General features: G+C 45.9%; 18 protein-coding genes. 8 read left to right on the top strand and 10 right to left on the bottom strand.

Annotated features, from left to right (window positions below):
• Positions 1 to 36: 36 nt before the first annotated feature.
• From AAC052_RS11930 to AAC052_RS11920, 3 genes are read left to right on the top strand one after another with little or no spacing between them, the layout of a single operon-like run.
• Positions 37 to 1,032, top strand: coding sequence for a histidine kinase (locus AAC052_RS11930; protein ID WP_339813498.1), 996 nt, complete (start codon positions 37 to 39; stop codon positions 1,030 to 1,032).
• The gene (locus tag AAC052_RS11925; RefSeq protein WP_339813496.1) at positions 1,029 to 2,081 is read left to right on the top strand and encodes a histidine kinase; all 1,053 of its coding nucleotides are present in this window, start codon (positions 1,029 to 1,031) and stop codon (positions 2,079 to 2,081) included. The genes AAC052_RS11930 and AAC052_RS11925 overlap by 4 nt, the downstream gene beginning before the upstream one ends.
• A complete protein-coding gene (locus AAC052_RS11920; RefSeq protein ID WP_317489092.1) occupies positions 2,078 to 2,845 on the top strand; it encodes a LytTR family DNA-binding domain-containing protein in 768 nt (255 codons plus the stop codon). Before AAC052_RS11925 ends, AAC052_RS11920 begins: the two co-directional genes overlap by 4 nt.
• On the opposite strand, the gene recG is transcribed toward AAC052_RS11920, so the two are convergent.
• Genes recG through mutY form a run of 5 tightly spaced genes read right to left on the bottom strand, consistent with a single transcriptional unit; the run spans position 2,838 to position 8,492 of the window.
• Positions 2,838 to 4,931: an ATP-dependent DNA helicase RecG gene (recG, locus tag AAC052_RS11915; RefSeq protein WP_339813493.1), complete on the bottom strand. Its 2,094-nt coding sequence runs from the start codon at positions 4,929 to 4,931 to the stop codon at positions 2,838 to 2,840. The genes AAC052_RS11920 and recG overlap by 8 nt on opposite strands.
• Before the next feature lie 29 nt (positions 4,932 to 4,960).
• Positions 4,961 to 5,542, bottom strand: coding sequence for a gliding motility lipoprotein GldD (gene gldD / locus AAC052_RS11910; protein WP_339813491.1), 582 nt, complete (start codon positions 5,540 to 5,542; stop codon positions 4,961 to 4,963).
• Between the two features lie 9 nt (positions 5,543 to 5,551).
• Positions 5,552 to 6,910 (bottom strand): gliding motility-associated protein GldE, encoded by a 1,359-nt coding sequence (gldE, locus tag AAC052_RS11905; protein ID WP_317489089.1) that lies wholly within the window; start codon positions 6,908 to 6,910, stop codon positions 5,552 to 5,554.
• 26 nt (positions 6,911 to 6,936) lie between these two features.
• Positions 6,937 to 7,368: a single-stranded DNA-binding protein gene (locus AAC052_RS11900; protein ID WP_339813488.1), complete on the bottom strand. Its 432-nt coding sequence runs from the start codon at positions 7,366 to 7,368 to the stop codon at positions 6,937 to 6,939.
• A gap of 50 nt (positions 7,369 to 7,418) precedes the next feature.
• The gene (gene mutY, locus AAC052_RS11895; RefSeq protein ID WP_339813487.1) at positions 7,419 to 8,492 is read right to left on the bottom strand and encodes an A/G-specific adenine glycosylase; all 1,074 of its coding nucleotides are present in this window, start codon (positions 8,490 to 8,492) and stop codon (positions 7,419 to 7,421) included.
• 138 nt (positions 8,493 to 8,630) lie between these two features.
• Here mutY and AAC052_RS11890 point away from each other — a divergent pair, with 138 nt between their 5' ends.
• From AAC052_RS11890 to AAC052_RS11880, 3 genes are all read left to right on the top strand, one after another.
• Positions 8,631 to 8,921, top strand: coding sequence for an HU family DNA-binding protein (locus AAC052_RS11890; RefSeq protein ID WP_317489087.1), 291 nt, complete (start codon positions 8,631 to 8,633; stop codon positions 8,919 to 8,921).
• Positions 8,922 to 8,949: 28 nt separating this feature from the next.
• Positions 8,950 to 9,771: a tetratricopeptide repeat protein gene (locus AAC052_RS11885; RefSeq protein ID WP_317489086.1), complete on the top strand. Its 822-nt coding sequence runs from the start codon at positions 8,950 to 8,952 to the stop codon at positions 9,769 to 9,771.
• A 146-nt stretch (positions 9,772 to 9,917) separates the two neighbouring features.
• Positions 9,918 to 11,471 carry an Rne/Rng family ribonuclease gene (locus AAC052_RS11880; RefSeq protein ID WP_317489085.1) on the top strand — a complete coding sequence of 518 codons (1,554 nt, stop codon included), beginning with the start codon at positions 9,918 to 9,920 and terminating at the stop codon, positions 11,469 to 11,471.
• On the opposite strand, the gene AAC052_RS11875 is transcribed toward AAC052_RS11880, so the two are convergent.
• Positions 11,468 to 12,109: an outer membrane beta-barrel protein gene (locus AAC052_RS11875; RefSeq protein WP_339813484.1), complete on the bottom strand. Its 642-nt coding sequence runs from the start codon at positions 12,107 to 12,109 to the stop codon at positions 11,468 to 11,470. The two genes, AAC052_RS11880 and AAC052_RS11875, sit on opposite strands and share 4 nt — an antisense overlap.
• A 122-nt stretch (positions 12,110 to 12,231) precedes the next feature.
• On the opposite strand from AAC052_RS11875, the gene AAC052_RS11870 reads away from it, so the two are divergent.
• Positions 12,232 to 13,221 carry a gliding motility lipoprotein GldB gene (locus tag AAC052_RS11870; RefSeq protein ID WP_339813481.1) on the top strand — a complete coding sequence of 330 codons (990 nt, stop codon included), beginning with the start codon at positions 12,232 to 12,234 and terminating at the stop codon, positions 13,219 to 13,221.
• On the opposite strand, the gene AAC052_RS11865 is transcribed toward AAC052_RS11870, so the two are convergent.
• Genes AAC052_RS11865 through AAC052_RS11850 form a run of 4 tightly spaced genes read right to left on the bottom strand, consistent with a single transcriptional unit; the run spans position 13,218 to position 15,856 of the window.
• Positions 13,218 to 14,378 carry a glycosyltransferase family 4 protein gene (locus tag AAC052_RS11865; RefSeq protein ID WP_339813480.1) on the bottom strand — a complete coding sequence of 387 codons (1,161 nt, stop codon included), beginning with the start codon at positions 14,376 to 14,378 and terminating at the stop codon, positions 13,218 to 13,220. The genes AAC052_RS11870 and AAC052_RS11865 overlap by 4 nt on opposite strands.
• 3 nt (positions 14,379 to 14,381) lie before the next feature.
• Positions 14,382 to 15,032 (bottom strand): endonuclease III, encoded by a 651-nt coding sequence (gene nth, locus AAC052_RS11860; RefSeq protein ID WP_339813479.1) that lies wholly within the window; start codon positions 15,030 to 15,032, stop codon positions 14,382 to 14,384.
• A gap of 10 nt (positions 15,033 to 15,042) precedes the next feature.
• A complete protein-coding gene (locus AAC052_RS11855) occupies positions 15,043 to 15,282 on the bottom strand; it encodes a hypothetical protein (RefSeq protein WP_152001277.1) in 240 nt (79 codons plus the stop codon).
• Positions 15,257 to 15,856, bottom strand: coding sequence for a sigma-70 family RNA polymerase sigma factor (locus AAC052_RS11850; protein WP_317489080.1), 600 nt, complete (start codon positions 15,854 to 15,856; stop codon positions 15,257 to 15,259). Before AAC052_RS11850 ends, AAC052_RS11855 begins: the two co-directional genes overlap by 26 nt.
• A 277-nt stretch (positions 15,857 to 16,133) precedes the next feature.
• Here AAC052_RS11850 and uvrA point away from each other — a divergent pair, with 277 nt between their 5' ends.
• Positions 16,134 to 18,959: an excinuclease ABC subunit UvrA gene (gene uvrA / locus AAC052_RS11845; RefSeq protein WP_339813477.1), complete on the top strand. Its 2,826-nt coding sequence runs from the start codon at positions 16,134 to 16,136 to the stop codon at positions 18,957 to 18,959.
• Positions 18,960 to 18,966: the final 7 nt, after the last annotated feature.

Raw genomic sequence — 18,966 nt, 5'->3', positions numbered from 1 at the left:
CCAGCCATGAGAAAATGGTTATTGAAATCATCAGGAATGGCATTTATCGCAGTAGGGATATTCAACTATCTCTACTACGGTAAAACCGGAGAGCTTCCCGACCTTACAGCCCACCTTGCTACCTATTTGTTGGTAGTGGCCATGGGCGCTGTGGCTGGCATTTCAATAGTCTACTCCAACATCAGGTTAAATGCAGTCATTTCCTGGAGGAAGTCGCTGGGCGTCCGGTTTCTTGCAGGTTCACTTGTGCAGGCTGCAATATTGGCTGGTATTGTCCTGCTGGGCCTTGAGCTGTCCAAAGGGCTTTTTCCTGAACCGGTTTCTTTCGAAACGCTGAAGCCTGAAATGATCAAATTAGCGCTGCTTCTTTTTGTCCTGATCATCGTCAATGGAGTTTTTGACCTGTCGTACTTTAGTTTCAGCGAATACTCTAAAGGTCGGCTCAACCAGCTCAAGCACGAAAGAGAGCAGCTTGAGCTTCAGTACGAGCTTCTGAAAACACAGCTTAGTCCCCACTATCTGTTTAACAGTCTCAACACCATCTCCTCCCTGCTCGACGACTCTTCAGAACAAGCCGAGCAGTTCATTCGACGGCTGGTGCAGTCTTACCAGTATCTTATTGCTTCTCAGGATAAAAAGCTGGTAACTGTAGAGGAGGAACTGGCTTTTGTAAGGGCCTATCTGTTTCTCCAAAAAGTACGATTCGGCAATGCGCTTACCCACACAATTTCAATCGGGGCCAATAAGTTTTCGGCTAACATACCGCCGCTTACGGTACAACTGCTGGTCGAAAACGCTATCAAACACAACGACTTTTCGGAGCTGGATCCGATGGAGATAGTGATTCAGGAAGCGGAGGGTAACTACATCTGTGTGACCAATGAAAACCGGGGCATCGTGGATGAAGCAGAGTCGCTACAGGTGGGTTTGGCCAATATCCAAAAGCGATATGTTTTTTTTACCGATTTACCAGTTCGGATTGTAAACGACAAGCTGTTTAGCGTCTCCGTTCCTTTACTTCCTCATTTATGAAGCGTAAACTTTTTTATAATCACTTGATATCACGATTGTTTGCCCCTCTCCCATTGGGTATGCTTATTTACATGCTTGTGCTGCTGGTGTTTGATAACCTGGGCTCACTTGGTGAGGTGTTTTTCGAAAAGGAAGCTTTGTTGTGCATAGGAATTACCTATTTGGTTGCTGAATTGCTGCGGGCCATTGCAAATGGCTTTGTGCCACGAATTGAAAGCAGTGACTTTATTAAGCTCTCGTTTGGCTTATTATTTCTTGCAGGATTGCTGGTGACCCTGCTTGTGGTGTTCGGCAGCATCAGCGCTTACTTTGTGGGGGTGATAGGCTATAGCTTTGGTACCTTCACCACCGAATTATCCACCTTTCTATCCATCTACGGCTTTATTTATGCTCTCTACTTTATAGTGCTCGCCTCTGTCATCTTGTTTACACTTGAAACAAATAGGGCATTAGATAAAGAAGGGGTATTGAAAAAGAATATAGACCTGAAGCTGAGAATCTTTAGTAGGGTCATTAACCCGGAATTTCTTTACAAATCGCTCGAAACCCTGATTTCTATTCTTTATAAAAAGGACAAAGCCGCCGACAAGTTTATCCAGAAGCTTTCGCATGTGTATAGAAGTGTGCTTGACAGCCGGCACGAAGATCTTTCGGAAATGAAGTCTGAATTGACGATCGCTGAAAGCATAGTGTATCTTTATAACCAGCAGTATGATGGAAATATTCATTGGCAGCCGGAGAGCGAAGCTATCGAAGAAGAGGCGTACCTTTTGCCGGGAAGCATGATGATTGTAATGGAGTGGATCATCGCTTCGAACATGATCAACCAAAGTCGGCCTTTGAAGATATTTGTCAGGCGAGAGGAGGACTATTTAACCATTGAATACTCCCTGTGGGAAAGGCTGATGCCAACGGTGGAGGGCAAAGAAAAAATGATGGAATTGCTCCAGTCGTTTGAGCACTTCACCGAGAGGCCCCTGCTGATAGTGAAAGCCGACAATAAGGGATTTGTAAAACTACCTCTTCTAAAACTCGAGAAAGCAGCATGAAAGCCATTATTATAGAAGACGAAAAACCAGCATCAGACAAGCTCAAGAAAATATTGGCGGAAATAGCTCCGGAAATTGAACTGATAGGCGAAGCGACTACTGTGGTGGCTATGTTGGAGTTGCTCGAAGCCAAAGAAGACGAGATAGAACTGATATTAACGGATATTAAGTTGAAAGACGGGTTAAGCCTGGAGGCATTCAAAAAGCACCCCGTCAATGTACCGGTCATTTTCATCACCGCCTACGACAATTATGCTTTGGAGGCTTTTCGCTCGAACGGAGTGGACTACCTGCTCAAGCCCATCGACAGAGGTGCAGTGGAGCAAAGCATTGAGAAGTTAAGGCTCCTGAAGAAAGGGGCCGCCGTGCAGCCTGCAAATGCCATTGAAAACGTACTCAAAAGCTACCTTCAAAAAGACTTCAAAAACAGGTTTATGGTGAAGGTTGGCGAACATATCCGATCCGTGAAAACCGAAGACGTGGCCTTCTTTTACGCCGAGGGGAGAAATGGCTTTATCGTTACCAATACCAAGGCGAGATATGTGATCGACTATAAAATGGAGACCTTGGAGGAGATACTTAACCCGAAATCCTTCTTCCGGGCCAACCGCACTTATATCATCAATATCGATGCCATCAAAGATGTGCTGATCTACTCCGTTACCAGGCTTAGAATAGTGCCGACGGTGGATTGGCCTGAAGAGATTGTGGTGAGCCGGGAGAAGGTAAGTGCTTTCAAAGACTGGTTCAATGATGCTAGCTGATCCGGCTCCAGTTTGTCACTGATTTTTTGAGCGAAGAAATGTGTGATTTGATCACCCGGTGTTTGTCCAGAGCCAGCTTAGGGTCATTGTCAATGATTTGCTGTGCTTCCTCCCTTGCTGCCTGAAGTATTTTCCCGTCTTGCACCAGGTCAGCCACCAAAAGATCCATCACACCACTTTGTTGGGTGCCCATTAAGTCGCCGGGGCCTCTCAGTTTTAAATCGACCCTGGCAATTTCAAACCCGTCGTTGGTGCCCACCATGGTTTGAATACGGGTTCTGGCCTCCTGGCTTAGCTTGTCTTTTGTCATCAGAATGCAATACGACTGGTCGGCACCCCGGCCTACTCTGCCCCTGAGCTGATGCAGCTGGGCCAGCCCAAATCTCTCCGCATTTTCTATCACCATCATACTGGCATTGGGCACGTTGATGCCTACCTCAATCACAGTTGTTGCCACCATTATATGTGTAACGCCCTCCACAAACCGCTGCATCTCAAAGTCTTTGGCCTCGGGTTTCATTTTGCCGTGCACAATGCTGAGCTGGAAGTCCGGAAAAGCCCTTGCAATGCTTTCGTAGCCATCCATCAGGTCTTTGAGGTCGAGCGATGCCGACTCCTCTATGAGCGGATAAACAATGTAAGCTTGCCGCCCCAACTGAATTTGTTCCCTGATGAACCCAAACACTTGCAGCCTGGCGGCGTCAGTTCTATGAATCGTTTTGATGGGCTTCCGGCCGGCGGGCATTTCATCAATCGTGCTGGTATCCAGGTCGCCGTATACCGTCATGGCCAGCGTGCGGGGAATGGGTGTGGCCGTCATCACCAGCACGTGAGGATAAAACTCTTCGTTTTTCTGCCAAAGCTGGGCCCGTTGTGCTACGCCAAAGCGGTGTTGCTCATCAGTGATGGCCAGTCCGAGGCTTTTGAATTGCACAGGCTCTTCCAGTAACGCATGAGTGCCTACCAGTATGTGAATATCACCGGAAAGCAGTTCTGCCAGAATCCTTGTCCTCTCCTTCTTTTTGGTGGAGCCGGTAAGTTTGGCAATGCTTAGACCCATTTTGTCGGCGTACTCTTTGAGCCCGGTGTAGTGCTGACCGGCCAGAATTTCAGTCGGTGCCATAAGTGTTGCCTGGCTGCCACTGCCAATGGCCAGCAGCATGCAAATAAAGGCCACCATGGTTTTTCCACTTCCCACATCGCCCTGCAAAAGGCGGTTCATTTGCTTGCCCGACCGCATGTCGAGGTAAATTTCCCTGATCACCCTTTTTTGGGCGCCAGTCAGCTCAAACGGCAAATGGTCATTGTAAAAAGTGGTGAGCAGAGAGGTGTCTGCCAGCACCAGGCCTTTGTACAAGTCTTTTCGGGAGCCCTTAAGGCTTACTAACCTGAGTTGAATGTAGAAAAGCTCTTCAAACTTCAACCGCTTTCTCGCCCTTTCTAACCATTCACTACTCTTCGGAAAGTGGGCATTCACCATGGCCTCTTTTTTGCTCACCAGGCCAAATTTCTGCAGCAAAAAGTCGGGAAGCGTTTCGTGGATATACGGCAAAGCAACCAGCAATAGCTGCTCCTGAAACTTTGAGATCACTTTGCTGTCGATAAAGCGGGCCTTAAGCTTTTCGCTGGTGTGGTAAATGGGTTGCAGATACCCACCTTTTCTGTTATCAACCGTCAGTGGTTCAATTTCCGGGTGGGCGATGTTGAACTTGCTGCCAAAAGCGGACGGCTTGCCATAAACAAGGTAGGGTGTATTTACCCGGAGCTTCTTAGAAATCCAGGCAGCCCCCTGGAACCAAACCAACTCCATTTCTCCGGTTTCGTCATAGAAGTTGGCCACGAGCCTTTTTTTTCCGCCGATGCCAACAGTTTCCATTGATCGGATTTTTCCAATCACCTGCACAAAGGATTCCTCGTCTCTTATGTCTCTGATTTTGTGAAAGGTTGTCCGGTCTTCGTACCTGAACGGATAGTGCTGGAGTAAGTCACCGTAGGTAAAAATAGACAGCTCTTTGTTTAGCAGCTCCGCTCTTTGAGGGCCAACGCCTTTCAGGAACTCTATTCTGGTTTCAAAAAAGCCGGACATGCGATGGGTAATGGTTCTCTACTGTATGCCTATTTCCACTCAAGGGTGTTGAGCATGTGGATGATATCGAACTTAATGTACTCAATAACGGGCTTTAAAGAGTCGTTTTTTGTGGAAGTCTCAAAATAGAGTGCTCCCCGAATAAAGTGATTGGCAGAATCAGTGGCGTGAAACTGAAATTGGCTGGGCACTTCTCCGGTCAACTCCGACACTACAGCCCACCCACCATTTGGTATAACCAAATCCATCTGCTCAATGGAATACGCTTTGATATTGTGCTTGGAAGTGAGTTTGTAGGAGTCTTCAAAATACTCTCCGAGCAAAGCGGTGTCGTGCCTCACAGGCTTATAGGTCACCTGCACCAATGCCTCCATTGTCGGGTAGTACAAATCAATCCAATACCTTTCGGCCATCCACGAAGAGTCCTTTAGAAGCTTTGCGTGAGCAGAATACTGAAACTGATAAGGAAAGGAGTCTGGCAGAGCAACATACTCACTTGGCGGAAGGTCAATCCGGTTGTATCCCTTGGGCTTGGGTAGGTAGGTGCCTTCGCAGGCAACACTCAAAGCAAGAATGACCGGGAAGAATAAGAGAAAGAATTTAAGCTTCATGCCCTTAAATTACTTATCCTTTTGGAGACTTTCCGCCTGGAACGAGGGGTTTATGAAAACCCGCACTCTTTTGATCCGCTTGTTGTCTGCCGACACTACTGTGAAAACGAACCGCTCAAAGCGTATTTTTTCTCCAACATTGGGAAGCTTAGAATTGATCTCGAGAATCAGCCCTCCAAGAGATTCGCTGTCGCCTCTCACCGTGTCAAAGATGTTGCCTTCAACACTCACTACTTTGCAAAAGTCGTTCAGCGAGATCTTGCCTTCAAACACGTAAGTATTGCTGTCGAGTTTGTTGTAAGCGATCTCGTCTTCGTTGTCAAACTCATCGTTGATCTCCCCAACGATTTCTTCGATCAAATCTTCCAGGGTCACAAGCCCGGAGGTGCCACCATATTCGTCGACAACGATGGCCATATGCACCCGCTTCTCCTGAAAGTCTTTAAATAGCGCATCAACTCTTTTGCTTTCGGGCACAAAAAATGCCGGGCGCATCAGGTTCTGCCACAGAAAGTTTTCGTCTTTGTCCACAAAAGGGAGCAGGTCTTTGATGTAAAGAACCCCTTCTATTTTGTCGACGGTTTCTTTATATATAGGAATCCTGGAGTAGCCTGTCTTATTGATCTGATCCATCAGCTCATGGAAGTCGGTCTCGAAATCGATAGCCGTGATGTCTACCCTGGATCGCATTACCTGGGTCACTGTGAGTGTGCCGAAATTTACGATCCCCTTCAATATGCCCTTTTCCTCCTCCGTGGCTTCAGTTTCAGCGGTCAGCTCCAGCGCATGATTGAGCTCATCAATCGACACGTTGTAGCCCTTTCTTTCTACTCTTTTTTCAACGATTGAGCTGATCGACAGCAGCAACCACGACACCGGCCTGAAAATAGTATCGGCTACATTCAGCAAACCCGACGTGCTCCTGGCAAAGCTCAGGTTGTTTTGATTGGCATATACTTTTGGCACCACCTCTCCAAAAAAGACAATAGCCAGTGTGGTGATTACAGTCAGCACAGCCACAATGTATCCGTCGGCTGATTTCGAACCCACTATCTCCCAGGTGACATATGTCGCCAATGTCACAATGGTGATGTTGACCAGGTTATTCATGATCAAAATGGTGGCCAAAAGGCGCTGCGGCCCCTGGAGCAGGCTTATAATTCGCTTGTCCTGAGAATTGGCCGAAGTGCGGCACGTGGCAAGATCACCGTGATTTAGGGAAAAGAAAGCTACTTCCGACCCTGAAATAAGGGCAGAAAGATAGAGCAGCAGCGCAAATAGAACGCCGCTAAAAATGTAAAAGGAGACATAAGTGATACCTAAGTCTCCAATTAATGTCAAGTATATACTGGGGTATGGGTCTTCCATTGATGGATAAAAGCTGCAATATAGTGCTAAAACGGCAAATCATCCAGATCGGTTGGCTCTGCTGCCACTGGAGCTGGCTGAGCGGATCCACTACTTTGTTGTTCGGACGGGCCGCCACCGCCGTCTGGCCTTCCTCCAACAAGGGTCATTTCCCTTCCCACCACTTCCGTAATGTATCGCTTGTTTCCGTCTTTGTCGTCGTAGGAACGGGTTGTGATTTTTCCTTCGATATAAACCTGATTTCCTTTTTTCAGATACTTTTCAGCTACTTCTGCAAGAGGCGTCCACAAAACTACGTTGTGCCACTCGGTGTTAGTTACCTTGTTGCCTTCTTTGTTTTTGTAAACTTCGCTGGTAGCCAATGTGAAGTTTGTCACGGCCCGTCCGTTCTCGAGGTGCCGTATTTCCGGGTCTTTTCCAAGGTTTCCAAGCAGAATCACTTTATTTACTCCTGACATAAAGATTTGTTTTTTGTGATGTTTTGATAGATAGGGATATTAAAAATAATTTAAAATAAGGTATCATTCAAATAATTAGCGATTAAGACTGGTTTAGAGATACCAGCTGTGTCACTAATACTGATTGTATTCAACCCCAGCCTCTCGCTCAATAGCCTAAAGTCTTCATGCATCAAAATCCTCACCCTGAAAAAACGGGCATAAATGATGCGATGAGTCAACACATGTTTATAAGTTGCTGAAATATCTATTAGTTCCCAACTTTCCGGCGAAATCAAACGCTTGACTTCCCCCAGCGCCGCATCCTCATCCAGCAATTCGTCTTTTTCCCGGATGAAGAAGTCGTGAAGGCCGAGCCAGATATCCTTATCTTTTCTTGACCCCATAAGTACCTCCTCACCGAATTGGAAAACAAAGTAGTTAAAATACCGGTTGAGCACCTTCACTTTTTTTGTCTTTACTGGTAAGTTGGCCACCTCGTTGTTTCTGAATGCGAAACACGAGTGACTGAAAACACAATTTTTGCAGTCGGGTGCAGATGGTGTGCAATGAAGCGCACCAAACTCCATGATGGCCTGGTTGAATTCGCCCGGCGTATCGGATGGAATGAGAGAAACGAGCCGCCCCTCAAATACCTTTCTAGTGGAAGCATTAGAAATATCGTCGTGTAACCCAAACACTCTGGAAACCACCCGATAAACGTTTCCATCGACTACGGGTACTGCTTCGTTAAAGGCGAAGGAGGCAATGGCGGCGGCAGTGTAGGCACCTACGCCTTTCAGTTGCAGAAGCTCTTTGTAGGTGTTCGGGAACTTGCCGTCGTATTGCGAAGCCACCATTTGAGCACATGCATGGAGGTTTCTTGCTCTTGAGTAATAGCCTAGCCCCTGCCATAAGGCCAGCACTTCTTCCTGGCTTGCTTGAGCCAGTGAGCCGACAGCGGGAAACCTGGCAATAAATTTCTGAAAATAAGGAAGGCCCTGAGCAACACGTGTTTGCTGAAGGATGATCTCCGAAAGCCAGATAGCATACGGGTCTTTCGTTTCACGCCACGGAAGATCCCTTTTATGCCTTTCGTACCATCTTATTAAAATGTTTGAAAATGCCTGATTACTTTCGGCCACGATGAGAGAAATACTTTCGTTGAGGGCACAAAATAAGCGCTTTTATTTAACTCTTTCTTTTTTATTTCTACCCCGCTCATTTAAATTTGTGCCCATTAAAAAAATCGAGTAGCAAAGCATAATTAAAATATAGAAGAGGTGACTAAAGCAGACGTAATAAACGAAATTGCAGAGAAAACGGGGATTGATAAAGCAGATGTGCAAACTAGCGTAGAAGCTTTTTTCACTGTGGTAAAAAGTTCGATGGCAGATGGCAGTAATATTTACGTTCGTGGTTTCGGAAGTTTTGTAAACAAGAAAAGAGCCAAGAAGATTGCCAGAAATATTTCTAAGAACACGGCTATCGTCATCGATGAGCACTATGTGCCTAGCTTTAAGCCGTCGAAGGTTTTTATTGAGAAGGTAAAAAGCAGCAACAAACTGAAATAGGAAGTCCTATTTCCAGCAAACAAACTTCATGTCAAAACAGCAAATTGTCTTAACCATATTAGGGGTTGGGCTGATCGTCGTTCTTTTCAGTCTTCCCAAGGTAGTCGTAGACAATGACGGTGATATGGCTGAAGTACCATCAGCCACGCAGGAAGAAAATGCAGGAGCTGAAGAAATACCAGGAGCCCACGAGGTAGAACTGTCTGATTCTGACCAGCAAAAGATACAATATTTCAAGGAGCAGTTAAAAAATCCAAACAATTCAGCTATCTTTGCAGACTCTTTGGCAAACACCTTCCTTTTGGTACAACAATTGGACAGTGTTGCTAAGTACGCTGACATCCTTGCGGAGGTCGATCCGTCGATAGAGGCAAAGGAGAAAGCGGGTAATTATTATTACGAAGCGTTCGGTTTTGCGGCGGATGATGCCAGGGCCAGAAAGCTCGGAACTAAGGTTCAGGAATTGCTTGGGGAGGTTTTAAAAGCTGATCCCGACAATTTAAGTGCTAAGTCAAAAATAGCCATGACCTACATCTCTTCACCGAATCCCATGCAGGGAATTCTGATGTTGAGAGAAATTCTGGAGAAGGATCCTGACAACAAAGAGGCCCTGTACAACATGGGCATTCTTTCGATGCAGTCGGCACAGTACGATAAGGCGGTGGAGAGACTTGAAAAGCTCTTGACAATTGACCCTGAGAACATCCAGGCCATGTTTTATCTTGGTGTTAGTTATAAGGAGTTAGGTGACAAGCAGAAAGCTAAAGCCTGGCTTATCAAAGCGAAGGAAACGGAAAACGATCCGGCAGTAAGCGCCGCTGTTGACTCTTACCTTCAGGAATTGAATTAAAAAAATTGTTTAACAAATAAAGACATTCGCATATGCCTTGCGGAAAGAAAAGAAAGAGACATAAGATCGCTACTCACAAGAGAAAGAAAAGACTCAGAAAGAACAGGCACAAGAAGAAGTAATTTACTTTTTAAAACGGAATCAGTGTGAGCAATGAATTAATAATAAATTCGACTCCACAGGGATCCCGGATTGCCTTACTAAGAGACAAGCGATTGGTAGAGTATCATCAGGAAAGTGATGATCATCAATTTAATGTTGGAGATATTTATTTAGGCACTGTAAAGAAAATCGTACAGGGCCTAAATGCTGCTTTTATTGATGTCGGCTACGAGAAAGATGCGTTTTTGCACTATCTCGATTTAGGCCCGCAAGTGCAGTCGTTGAATAAGTTCACACGGCTTGTACTTACAAACAAAAATATAAGCCACAAACTGGCAGGCTTTAAACCCGAAAAAGATATTGATAAGCTTGGCAAAATCAGCCAGGTGCTCGTCAAGGGTCAAAAGATACTTGTACAGGTTGTAAAAGAACCAATCTCCACAAAAGGCCCCCGGCTTTCTTGTGAATTGTCCCTGGCGGGACGGTACTTAGTTCTTGTACCATTCTCAAATACTGTCAATGTTTCTAAGAAAATTGACAGCAGCGATGAGCGCAAACGACTTGTTCGTTTGGTGTCGTCTATTAAATCCGAAAACTTTGGTGTTATCATCAGGACTGTCGCTCAGGGCAAAGATGTTGCTGAGCTCGACAAGGACTTAAGAAACCTTGTTTCCATTTGGGAGGAAGGGATGAAAAACCTGAAGACAGCACAATCGAAGGACAAGATCATCGGCGAAATGAGCCGGACAAACTCTATTCTGAGAGATGTCCTCAACGAGTCGTTCGATGCTATCCACATCGATGACAAAAAGACCTTTGCAGATGTCCGAGCCTACGTTAACAAGATAGCTCCCGACAAAGAAAAAATCCTCAGACAATACACCGGTAAGGTTAAAATATTTGAGCATTTCCATGTAGAAAAACAGCTCAAGATGTCATTTGGCCGTTCCGTAAGTGTAGCCGGAGGAGGCTATTTGATCATTGAGCATACCGAAGCGCTTCACGTAATTGACGTTAACAGCGGCAACAAGTCAAACGCCGAAGAAGACCAGGAGTCGACGGCTTTGCGTGTAAACATGGACGCTGCATCGGAAATAGCCAGACAGCTCCGGCTGAGGGACATGGGTGGTATCATCGTAATCGACTTCATTGACCTCAAAAAGCAGGACAATCGTAAGAAGGTTTATGAACGGATGAAGCAGGAGATGAGCACCGATCGCTCAAAGTATACAGTGCTTCCCCTATCAAAGTTTGGGCTGATGCAAATTACCCGGCAGCGGGTAAGGCCTGAGATGAATATAGCTACCAGGGAGGTTTGCCCTACCTGCAACGGGACGGGTAAAATTACCGCTTCAGTGATTGTAGCTGACCAAATAGAAAAGAATATCGAACACATTTTTGGCAAGCAAAATGAGAAGAAGCTTACCATAAGTCTTCATCCTTATTTGTTTGCGTACTTCACTAAAGGCATTTACTCGAAGAGAGTGCAGTGGTTCATGAAGTACTATAAATGGGTTCATTTGATTGAGGACTCATCACTAGGCCTGACGGATTTCCACTTTGTTAATTCTACAGGAGAAGAAATAGAGCTGGTCTAAAACTTTAGGCCGAGCTCCAATTGGAAGTAATCGCTCTTGACAATAGGTTTTGCGTCAAGAGCGATTGTTTTTGAGGCCATGTTGGTCAGCCCCCGGTTGTAGCTCAAGCCCCCAAACACAATAGTGGATATTCCAAGTTCCACTTCTGTACCAACCCCCAGCACTGCCGACGCATCCACTGGCAGAAACTTTTCCACAAAAATGTAGTCATTGTTTTCAGGCGAGTCAAATATCTTGACGTCGATCATGGCCCCCACATGAAAGTAAATTCTACTGCCCGGCAGGTAGTCATCCGTGTACAATTTCAGCAATGCAGGAATCTGGAGATATTGTATTTTATATTCTTCGGTGGTATTGGCATATGAGCCGCCGTTTTCTCCGGCAAAATTGATTCCAACACTTTTTGGTGCAAAAGCGAGCCCTGTTGTGAAACTGTAGGTATCCGTAAAGGCAAACTCTGTTACCACACCCAGCACCATTTTGAAACTCCCTTGCTGTGGCGACAGAATCAAAGTGTCGGACAGGCTGGATGCCCTGTTAATATTATAAGAGGGAGAAAACCTGAGCCCGATTTTTACCTGGGAAAAGGCAACGCCAGAAATGAGGCAAAAAATGGAAAGGATAAAAATTCTTTTCATAAATGATCGTTTCTTTACGCAAAGGGGCAAAGCCGCTGACCTTGCTGAAAAATAGTTTAATTCAATGTATCCCAGTTTTTTCAAAGAGGGATAATCTATAGTTTTAGTCCAAAGTTGATACTATGAATCGAAATTATGCATTTCTACTCATTTTCTTTGCCTTCGCTGCTTGCGAAAACAAGGAATGTGAGATCGATCCTGAAATAGCTGCGATACCCATGGAGGTTTCTATTGAAAGGAAGGAAGTTCCACTTTTTAAGTCGACTACTTCTGCTGATGTGAGGGCGTTTCTTGAAGACAATCCAACGTTAGCAGACTACTTTTTGGATGCCAATCAGTATCCGTCCGACAGCGTGCTGGCCAATCAAATGATCAACCTAATTCCTCACCTCGATTCATTGCAAATGGAGGTAGACGGGAAATTTGGGGATATAAGTTGGCTGGAGTCGCAGTATGCTTCTGCGTTTCAGCACCTCAAGTATTACTACCCAACCGCTAAAACGCCGAAGGTACAAACCATGGTCACGGGTTTTTATAGGGACATCTATTTTTCGGACAGCCTACTGGTCATCGGGCTGGACTTCTTCATCGGCGAAGACTCGAAGTACAAACCCAATAATGTACCAGCCTACATTGCCCGTCGCTTTAAGCCTGATTATATCGTGCCAGCTTCTTTCTTCTTTTTGTCCGACTATTACAACAAAGTTGACTACGGCGATAACACGCTGCTGAATGAGATGATAACCGCTGGTAAGACTTACTATTTTACAGAGCGAATGGTGCCTTGCGCACCCGATTCTATTATCATAGGGTTTTCTGAGGAAGAGCTGAGAGAAGTGCACAAGAATGAGGACGTGGTCTGGGCGAATTTTGTACAAAACCAGTTGTTGTATGAAACTGAGCCCAAGCTCATCAACAAGTTCATGGGCGAGCGACCAAATGTGTATGAGATAGGAGAGAAATGCCCCGGACGGATTGGCGCTTGGGTGGGTTGGGAAATAGTAAGGTCTTATATGGAGAACAACCCGAAGGTCACCCTGCAGGAACTAATGGAGGAAGATGACCCGAAGAAGATTTTCACGCTGTCTAAATACAGGCCGAACCCACATTAGCGGCAAAGAAACGTTAGCCACTTCGGGATTTGTTTGGCAAGCGTGTAGCTCCCTTTCGCAAGGGTTAGCGCATTTTGACCCATGCTTTCAAGTATATCTTCCGTTTGTAGTGATGGCCAGTGCTTGTCAAAAAACGATTGAGGATTAAAAGGGCTGTAAACAACTCCGCATTTTTTGTCTGTGATTTCATCACCGATCCATCCGCCGAAATTGCAGAGAATGGGTTTTCCAATCGCCAGCGCATCAAAATACTTGTTCGGACTGCCCGTCCATAGCTTGTCATATGGTCCAAAAGACAAATAGGCCATCGAAGCACTTTTGAGCACACTGATGGCCGCCTCCTTACTGGAGTGTGGCAAAAGCGAAACATTAGAAAGCCCTTTTTCGGCGATCATTTTTTTGAGCAAAGGCTCCTCCGCACCTTCCCCCATAAGAATGCACCGGAAATTCTTCAAGCCCCTTTTTTGAGCTTCCTCAGCCAAATCAATCAGATAGCTGAGATGGTTTGCTTTGCCCAAAGTGCCCACGTAGGCTACAGTAAAACGGTCTGTCGGTTCTCTCTCATGCGAGGGGGTGCTGGAAAGAGAAAGGTCAGAAAAATTGGTAACGCAAGTGGTTTTACTGCCGTAGCCCAGGTCATTGAAATAGTCTACCATCGCAGGACTCATGGCCACAATGCCCTTCGCTGATTTGTAGATGGAAAGCTCCAGGCTCTTAAGGATTCGAATTAATAGCGGATTGCGCAAATATCCCATTTGTACCGGCACATCGGGCCAAAGGTCGCCAACTTCGAAGAAATACGGCAGGTTCTTTCTCCATCGGATCCACTTGGCCAGCGCACCGATGCTCAACGGGGTGCTGATAGCGTAAATGAAGTCCGGTCGGGATAATGAGTTCACTTTCTTGTAGGCAGCAATAAAGAAGGCAGTGAAGGACCGAATCCGCCTAAAAAAACCCAGGTCGTTAGAGTAATGGACGGAAAGATAGTGAACAGGGTAGCCGTCGATCAACAGCGTTTTGTTCTCTTTTTTATTCCAGGCAGTCACTACCTCCACCTCATGACCAGCTTCTGTTAAGGCCCGGCACAGGTACCACGAACGAATGCCTCCGCCTTCTTCTGGCGTTTTATAGTACTGATGAAGAAGGACCACCCTCATGGATCAACGCTGCTTCAGCGAGTTTTCATAGTAGCTGCAAAAGGACGTGATGGCACACACTTCGCATTTCGGAGTTCGTGCCAGGCATGTATACCTGCCATGCAGGATCAGCCAATGGTGGGCTTTGGGTATATGCTCCTCGGGGATGTATTTTACAAGCTGTTTTTCTACCTCCAGTGGTGTATTGGCGGTTTTTGTTACCAATCCAAGCCGTTTCGATACCCGAAAAACATGGGTGTCTACGGCCATTGTGGGCTGATTGTATATCACCGATGCAATTACGTTGGCAGTCTTTCTCCCCACGCCGGGCAGGGTTTGAAGATCCTCAATTGTGCCCGGAACTTCGGAATTGAAGTTTTCTACCAGCTTTTTGCCCAGCCCAATCAGGTGCTTGGTCTTGTTATTGGGGTAAGACACACTTCTGATATACGGAAAAAGCACATCGAAAGTGGTGGCCGCCAAGTGAGCAGGTGTCGGGAAATCCTTAAATAAGGCAGGCGTTACCAGGTTGATCCTTTTATCTGTGCACTGGGCACTCAGAACCACTGCCACCAGCAATTCAAAAGGGTTGCCATAGTGCAACTCCGTTTCTGGTTCAGGAAAGTGCTCAGCAAAGAAATTTATAAAAGCCTCGTAGCGCTCTTTGCGTGTCATCAGTCTCTCACTATTTAGCGATAGACTGCAAATTTAGTTCTTTGGCTTTATCAAGGATATTTTTCACCGAGTTTTCAGAAGGAAAATAGTCGACGCAGCTAAGCTGCTGAGTGATCTCAATCAGCTGAGCAAACTGCTCCTGCACTTCGCTATCGCATAGCAAAGCACTTTCGATTTCGTTATTTTCTATTTCTGAAGTCTCTCCATATACATACCGTATCAGGTCATTTTCTGTAAATGTTTTTGTCATAGGCTATACTTGTTTGCTGCATTCTCTTCCTCAGATTAATGAGAGCATACCGCATTCGGCCCAGAGCGGTGTTGATACTAACACCTGTTGAATCAGCAATGTCCTGAAAGCTCATCTGCATGTAGTGACGCATAATCAATACTTCCTTCTGAGCCTCGGGCAACTCCTGTATCAACTGCCTGAGCATTTGATGGGTTTCCATCTTAATCTGTTTATTTTCGATCGGATCTTCAGCAAACTCAAGGGTGTTGAATACCTTGGAGCCATCCTCCATCACTACCACAGGGTAGCGCTTCTCCTTTCGAAAATAATCTATGGCCAAATTATGGGCTATTCGAAGTATCCATGGCAGGAACTTTCCTTCTTCATTATACCGGCCAGACTTAATCGTCTTAACGGCCTTTATGAATGAATCCTGCAATAAATCTTCAGCCACATAACGGTCTTTTACAATTAAATAAATCGTTGTATAAACTCTGTTCTTGTGCCTGTTTAACAGTGTACTAAAGGCTTCTTCGTCCCCGTTTCTGTACAGCGTTACTAATTGGCTGTCACTAATTTCATTCTTGCTCATCAAACTTCACTTTTAGTAACGTAGAGGTTTATGCCATATTGTAACAGTTAGAGGTTTAAAGTGGTTAATTCTATGTGCTTCGTGCACTATTATTTCTATGTTAAGATGTGAATTTTAGTCATTCATTTCCGCACATAAAAATTTTTCGCACAAAAGTTTTGTATAGATAATAATGTGTGGATAACCTTCGTTTATCTTGGTTTACCTTAAATGAAACAATTGAACTGCAATTCACCATTATAGACTTAAGTTTGCGTTGTAATACCCCCCGGAATAAATGGAAGTAAGCATATTGAATGACAAGGCAGTGGCCTTTGATGACCTTGACCCACGTAAGTATATCATCATAAAGGGTGCCAAAGTAAATAACCTGAAGAATGTTAGCGTCGCCATTCCGAGAAACAAGCTCGTGGTGATCACAGGCCTGTCCGGCTCGGGCAAGTCTTCTCTGGCATTTGATACCCTTTTTGCAGAAGGTCAAAGAAAATACGTGGAGAGCCTTAGTTCCTATGCCCGTCAGTTTCTGGGGCGCATGGAGAAACCCGAAGTGGAGTACATAAAAGGAGTTTCCCCGGCGATTGCTATCGAACAAAAGGTAAATACCCGTAATCCAAGGTCGACTGTTGGCACAACAACAGAAATTTACGACTACATGAAACTGTTGTTCGCCAGGATAGGTGTGACCTATTCGCCGGTAAGTGGTGAGGTGGTTCGAAGAGATTCGGTTACCGACGTAGTGGACTGGATATATAGTCACAAGGCTGGGGCGAAGCTGGTAATCACTTGCCCGTTGCGTTTGAAGTCTGAGAGGACGCTGGACGATGAGTTTCGGATTTTACTTAGTAAAGGCTACACCCGATTAGTTCTCGATGGAGAGATACTTCAAATAGAAGATTTGGTGGAGAAAAAAGAAGGTCTGGAAAAACCCGAGAATCTTGAAATACTTATAGACCGGGCATCGGCACAGCCCGAAGATGAAGATAACCAGTACAGGCTTTCAGATTCAATACAAACAGCTTTTTTCGAAGGAGAAGGCACCTGCTATGTGGATGTGCTGGGAGTGGGGAGGCGTGAATTTTCAGATAAGTTTGAGCTTGATGGTATCCGATTTGAAGAACCTAGTGTTAATCTGTTCAGCTTCAATAACCCATACGGAGCCTGTAGAACCTGCGAAGGTTTCGGGAAAATCCTTGGCATCGACGAAGACCTGGTAATTCCAGACAAAAGTCTGTCTGTGTATGAAGGGGCGGTGGCCCCGTGGCGTGGCGAAACCATGCAAGCCTGGGCACAACCCCTTTTAAAAAATGGAATTAGGTTTGACTACCCCATCCATAGGGCCGTTAACGAGTTGACGCCCGAGCAGTATCAGTTGCTGTGGACCGGCAACAAATACTTTGAAGGCCTTCATGCTTTTTTTAAATACCTGGAGGGCCAGACTCACAAGATTCAGTACAGGGTGATGCTCAGCCGCTACAGAGGCAGAACTGTGTGTCCTGACTGCAGAGGTACTAGGTTGCGGAAAGATGCGGCCTATGTGAGAATCGACGGCCACTCTATCACCGACCTCGTGCTAATGCCTGTTTCTCAGGTGCTGCAGGTTTTGCAGGGCCTTGAGCTTACCGAGCACGACAGAAAGGTGAGCAAGCGCATATTAACGGAGATAATCAACAGGCTAACGTATCTCGATCAGGTAGGCCTTGGTTATTTGACTCTAAACCGCTTAACCAGCACACTTTCGGGGGGCGAATTTCAACGAATAAAGCTGGCCACCTCACTCGGCAGTGCACTGGTGGGTTCCATGTATATTTTGGATGAACCGAGCATCGGCCTGCACCCCAGAGACACCTCAAGGCTTATTGAAGTGCTGCTAACCCTTCGTAATCTGGGCAATTCGGTAATAGTAGTAGAACACGAGGAGGAGGTGATGAAAGCCGCCGACCAGATCATTGATATTGGGCCCGGAGCTGGCAGCCATGGAGGCGAGCTTGTGTTTCAGGGCGACTGGGCTCAGATACTTACGGAAGATGTGTCTCATACCGCCCGCTTTCTGAACGGCAGAGATGTGATTGAGGTGCCCAAGAAGAGACGAAAGTGGAATGAGTCGGTATTGATTTCCGGAGCCAGAGAGAATAACCTCAAGAATGTGAAGATGGAGCTGCCGCTGGGCGTGATGACGGTGGTGACTGGGGTGAGCGGCTCAGGCAAGTCTACGCTGGTAAAAAGGATTCTTTACCCGGCGATAGGGAAGATACTCGGCACTGTGAACGAGGCCACCGGCAAGTTTGACAAGCTTGAGGGTGACTACAAGCGCATTACACAAATAGAGTTCGTAGACCAGAACCCCATCGGCAAGTCGTCACGATCCAATCCGGTGACTTACGTGAAAGCGTACGACGTGATCCGACAATTGTTCTCAGAGCAACCACTGGCTAAGCAACGAGGTCTGAAACCCGCAAGCTTCTCTTTCAATGTGGAAGGTGGCCGTTGCGAAACCTGCCAGGGTGAGGGTGAAGTAAAAATTGAAATGCAGTTTATGGCAGATATCCGACTATTGTGTGATACCTGCCACGGCAAGCGCTTCAAAGACGAGGTGCTGGAAGTAAAATATAAAGACAAGGACATCGCCGAAGTGCTTGACCTGACGGTGGAAGAAAGCATAGGTTTTTTCTCAGACAAACCAGGAATAATTAACAAAATGAAACCATTGCTTGAAGTTGGACTTGGCTATGTGAAGCTCGGTCAGTCTTCTAACTCACTGTCTGGCGGTGAAGCACAGCGAGTGAAGCTGGCTTCTTTCATCGGAAAGCGAAATGCCGGCAGTAGCGAGCACATTCTCTTCATTTTTGACGAACCCACCACTGGCCTTCACTTTCATGACATCAAAAAACTACTGGATGCTCTCAATGCTTTGGTGAACCAGGGGAATTCAGTGTTGATTATCGAGCACAACATGGAGATTGTGAAAAATGCCGATTGGATCATAGATATTGGCCCGGAGGGTGGAATTGATGGAGGCACCATTGGCTTCGCTGGTTTGCCGGAAGACATGGTAAAGTTGAAGGGTAACCACACGGCTCAATATTTGAAGGAAAAGCTTAACTAAGAGTCTG

The sequence above is a fragment of the uncultured Imperialibacter sp. genome (assembly GCF_963974565.1).
In the GTDB taxonomy this organism is placed as follows: Bacteria; Bacteroidota; Bacteroidia; order Cytophagales; family Cyclobacteriaceae; genus Imperialibacter; species Imperialibacter roseus.
The sequence above is the reverse complement of the archived record's forward strand: the minus strand, read 5'-3'. Positions and strand labels throughout refer to the sequence as shown.

Coding starts and splice junctions, on each gene's coding strand:
- AAC052_RS11865 (WP_339813480.1), bottom strand. CDS start 14,378: ATGAGGGTGGTCCTTCTTCATCAGTACTATAAAACGCCAGAAGAAGGC.
- nth (WP_339813479.1), bottom strand. CDS start 15,032: ATGACACGCAAAGAGCGCTACGAGGCTTTTATAAATTTCTTTGCTGAG.
- recG (WP_339813493.1), bottom strand. CDS start 4,931: ATGTCCGGCTTTTTTGAAACCAGAATAGAGTTCCTGAAAGGCGTTGGC.
- AAC052_RS11855 (WP_152001277.1), bottom strand. CDS start 15,282: ATGACAAAAACATTTACAGAAAATGACCTGATACGGTATGTATATGGA.
- gldE (WP_317489089.1), bottom strand. CDS start 6,910: ATGGAAGACCCATACCCCAGTATATACTTGACATTAATTGGAGACTTA.
- AAC052_RS11920 (WP_317489092.1), top strand. CDS start 2,078: ATGAAAGCCATTATTATAGAAGACGAAAAACCAGCATCAGACAAGCTC.
- AAC052_RS11900 (WP_339813488.1), bottom strand. CDS start 7,368: ATGTCAGGAGTAAATAAAGTGATTCTGCTTGGAAACCTTGGAAAAGAC.
- AAC052_RS11885 (WP_317489086.1), top strand. CDS start 8,950: ATGTCAAAACAGCAAATTGTCTTAACCATATTAGGGGTTGGGCTGATC.
- gldD (WP_339813491.1), bottom strand. CDS start 5,542: ATGAAGCTTAAATTCTTTCTCTTATTCTTCCCGGTCATTCTTGCTTTG.
- AAC052_RS11850 (WP_317489080.1), bottom strand. CDS start 15,856: ATGAGCAAGAATGAAATTAGTGACAGCCAATTAGTAACGCTGTACAGA.
- uvrA (WP_339813477.1), top strand. CDS start 16,134: ATGGAAGTAAGCATATTGAATGACAAGGCAGTGGCCTTTGATGACCTT.
- AAC052_RS11870 (WP_339813481.1), top strand. CDS start 12,232: ATGAATCGAAATTATGCATTTCTACTCATTTTCTTTGCCTTCGCTGCT.
- AAC052_RS11875 (WP_339813484.1), bottom strand. CDS start 12,109: ATGAAAAGAATTTTTATCCTTTCCATTTTTTGCCTCATTTCTGGCGTT.
- AAC052_RS11925 (WP_339813496.1), top strand. CDS start 1,029: ATGAAGCGTAAACTTTTTTATAATCACTTGATATCACGATTGTTTGCC.
- AAC052_RS11930 (WP_339813498.1), top strand. CDS start 37: ATGGCATTTATCGCAGTAGGGATATTCAACTATCTCTACTACGGTAAA.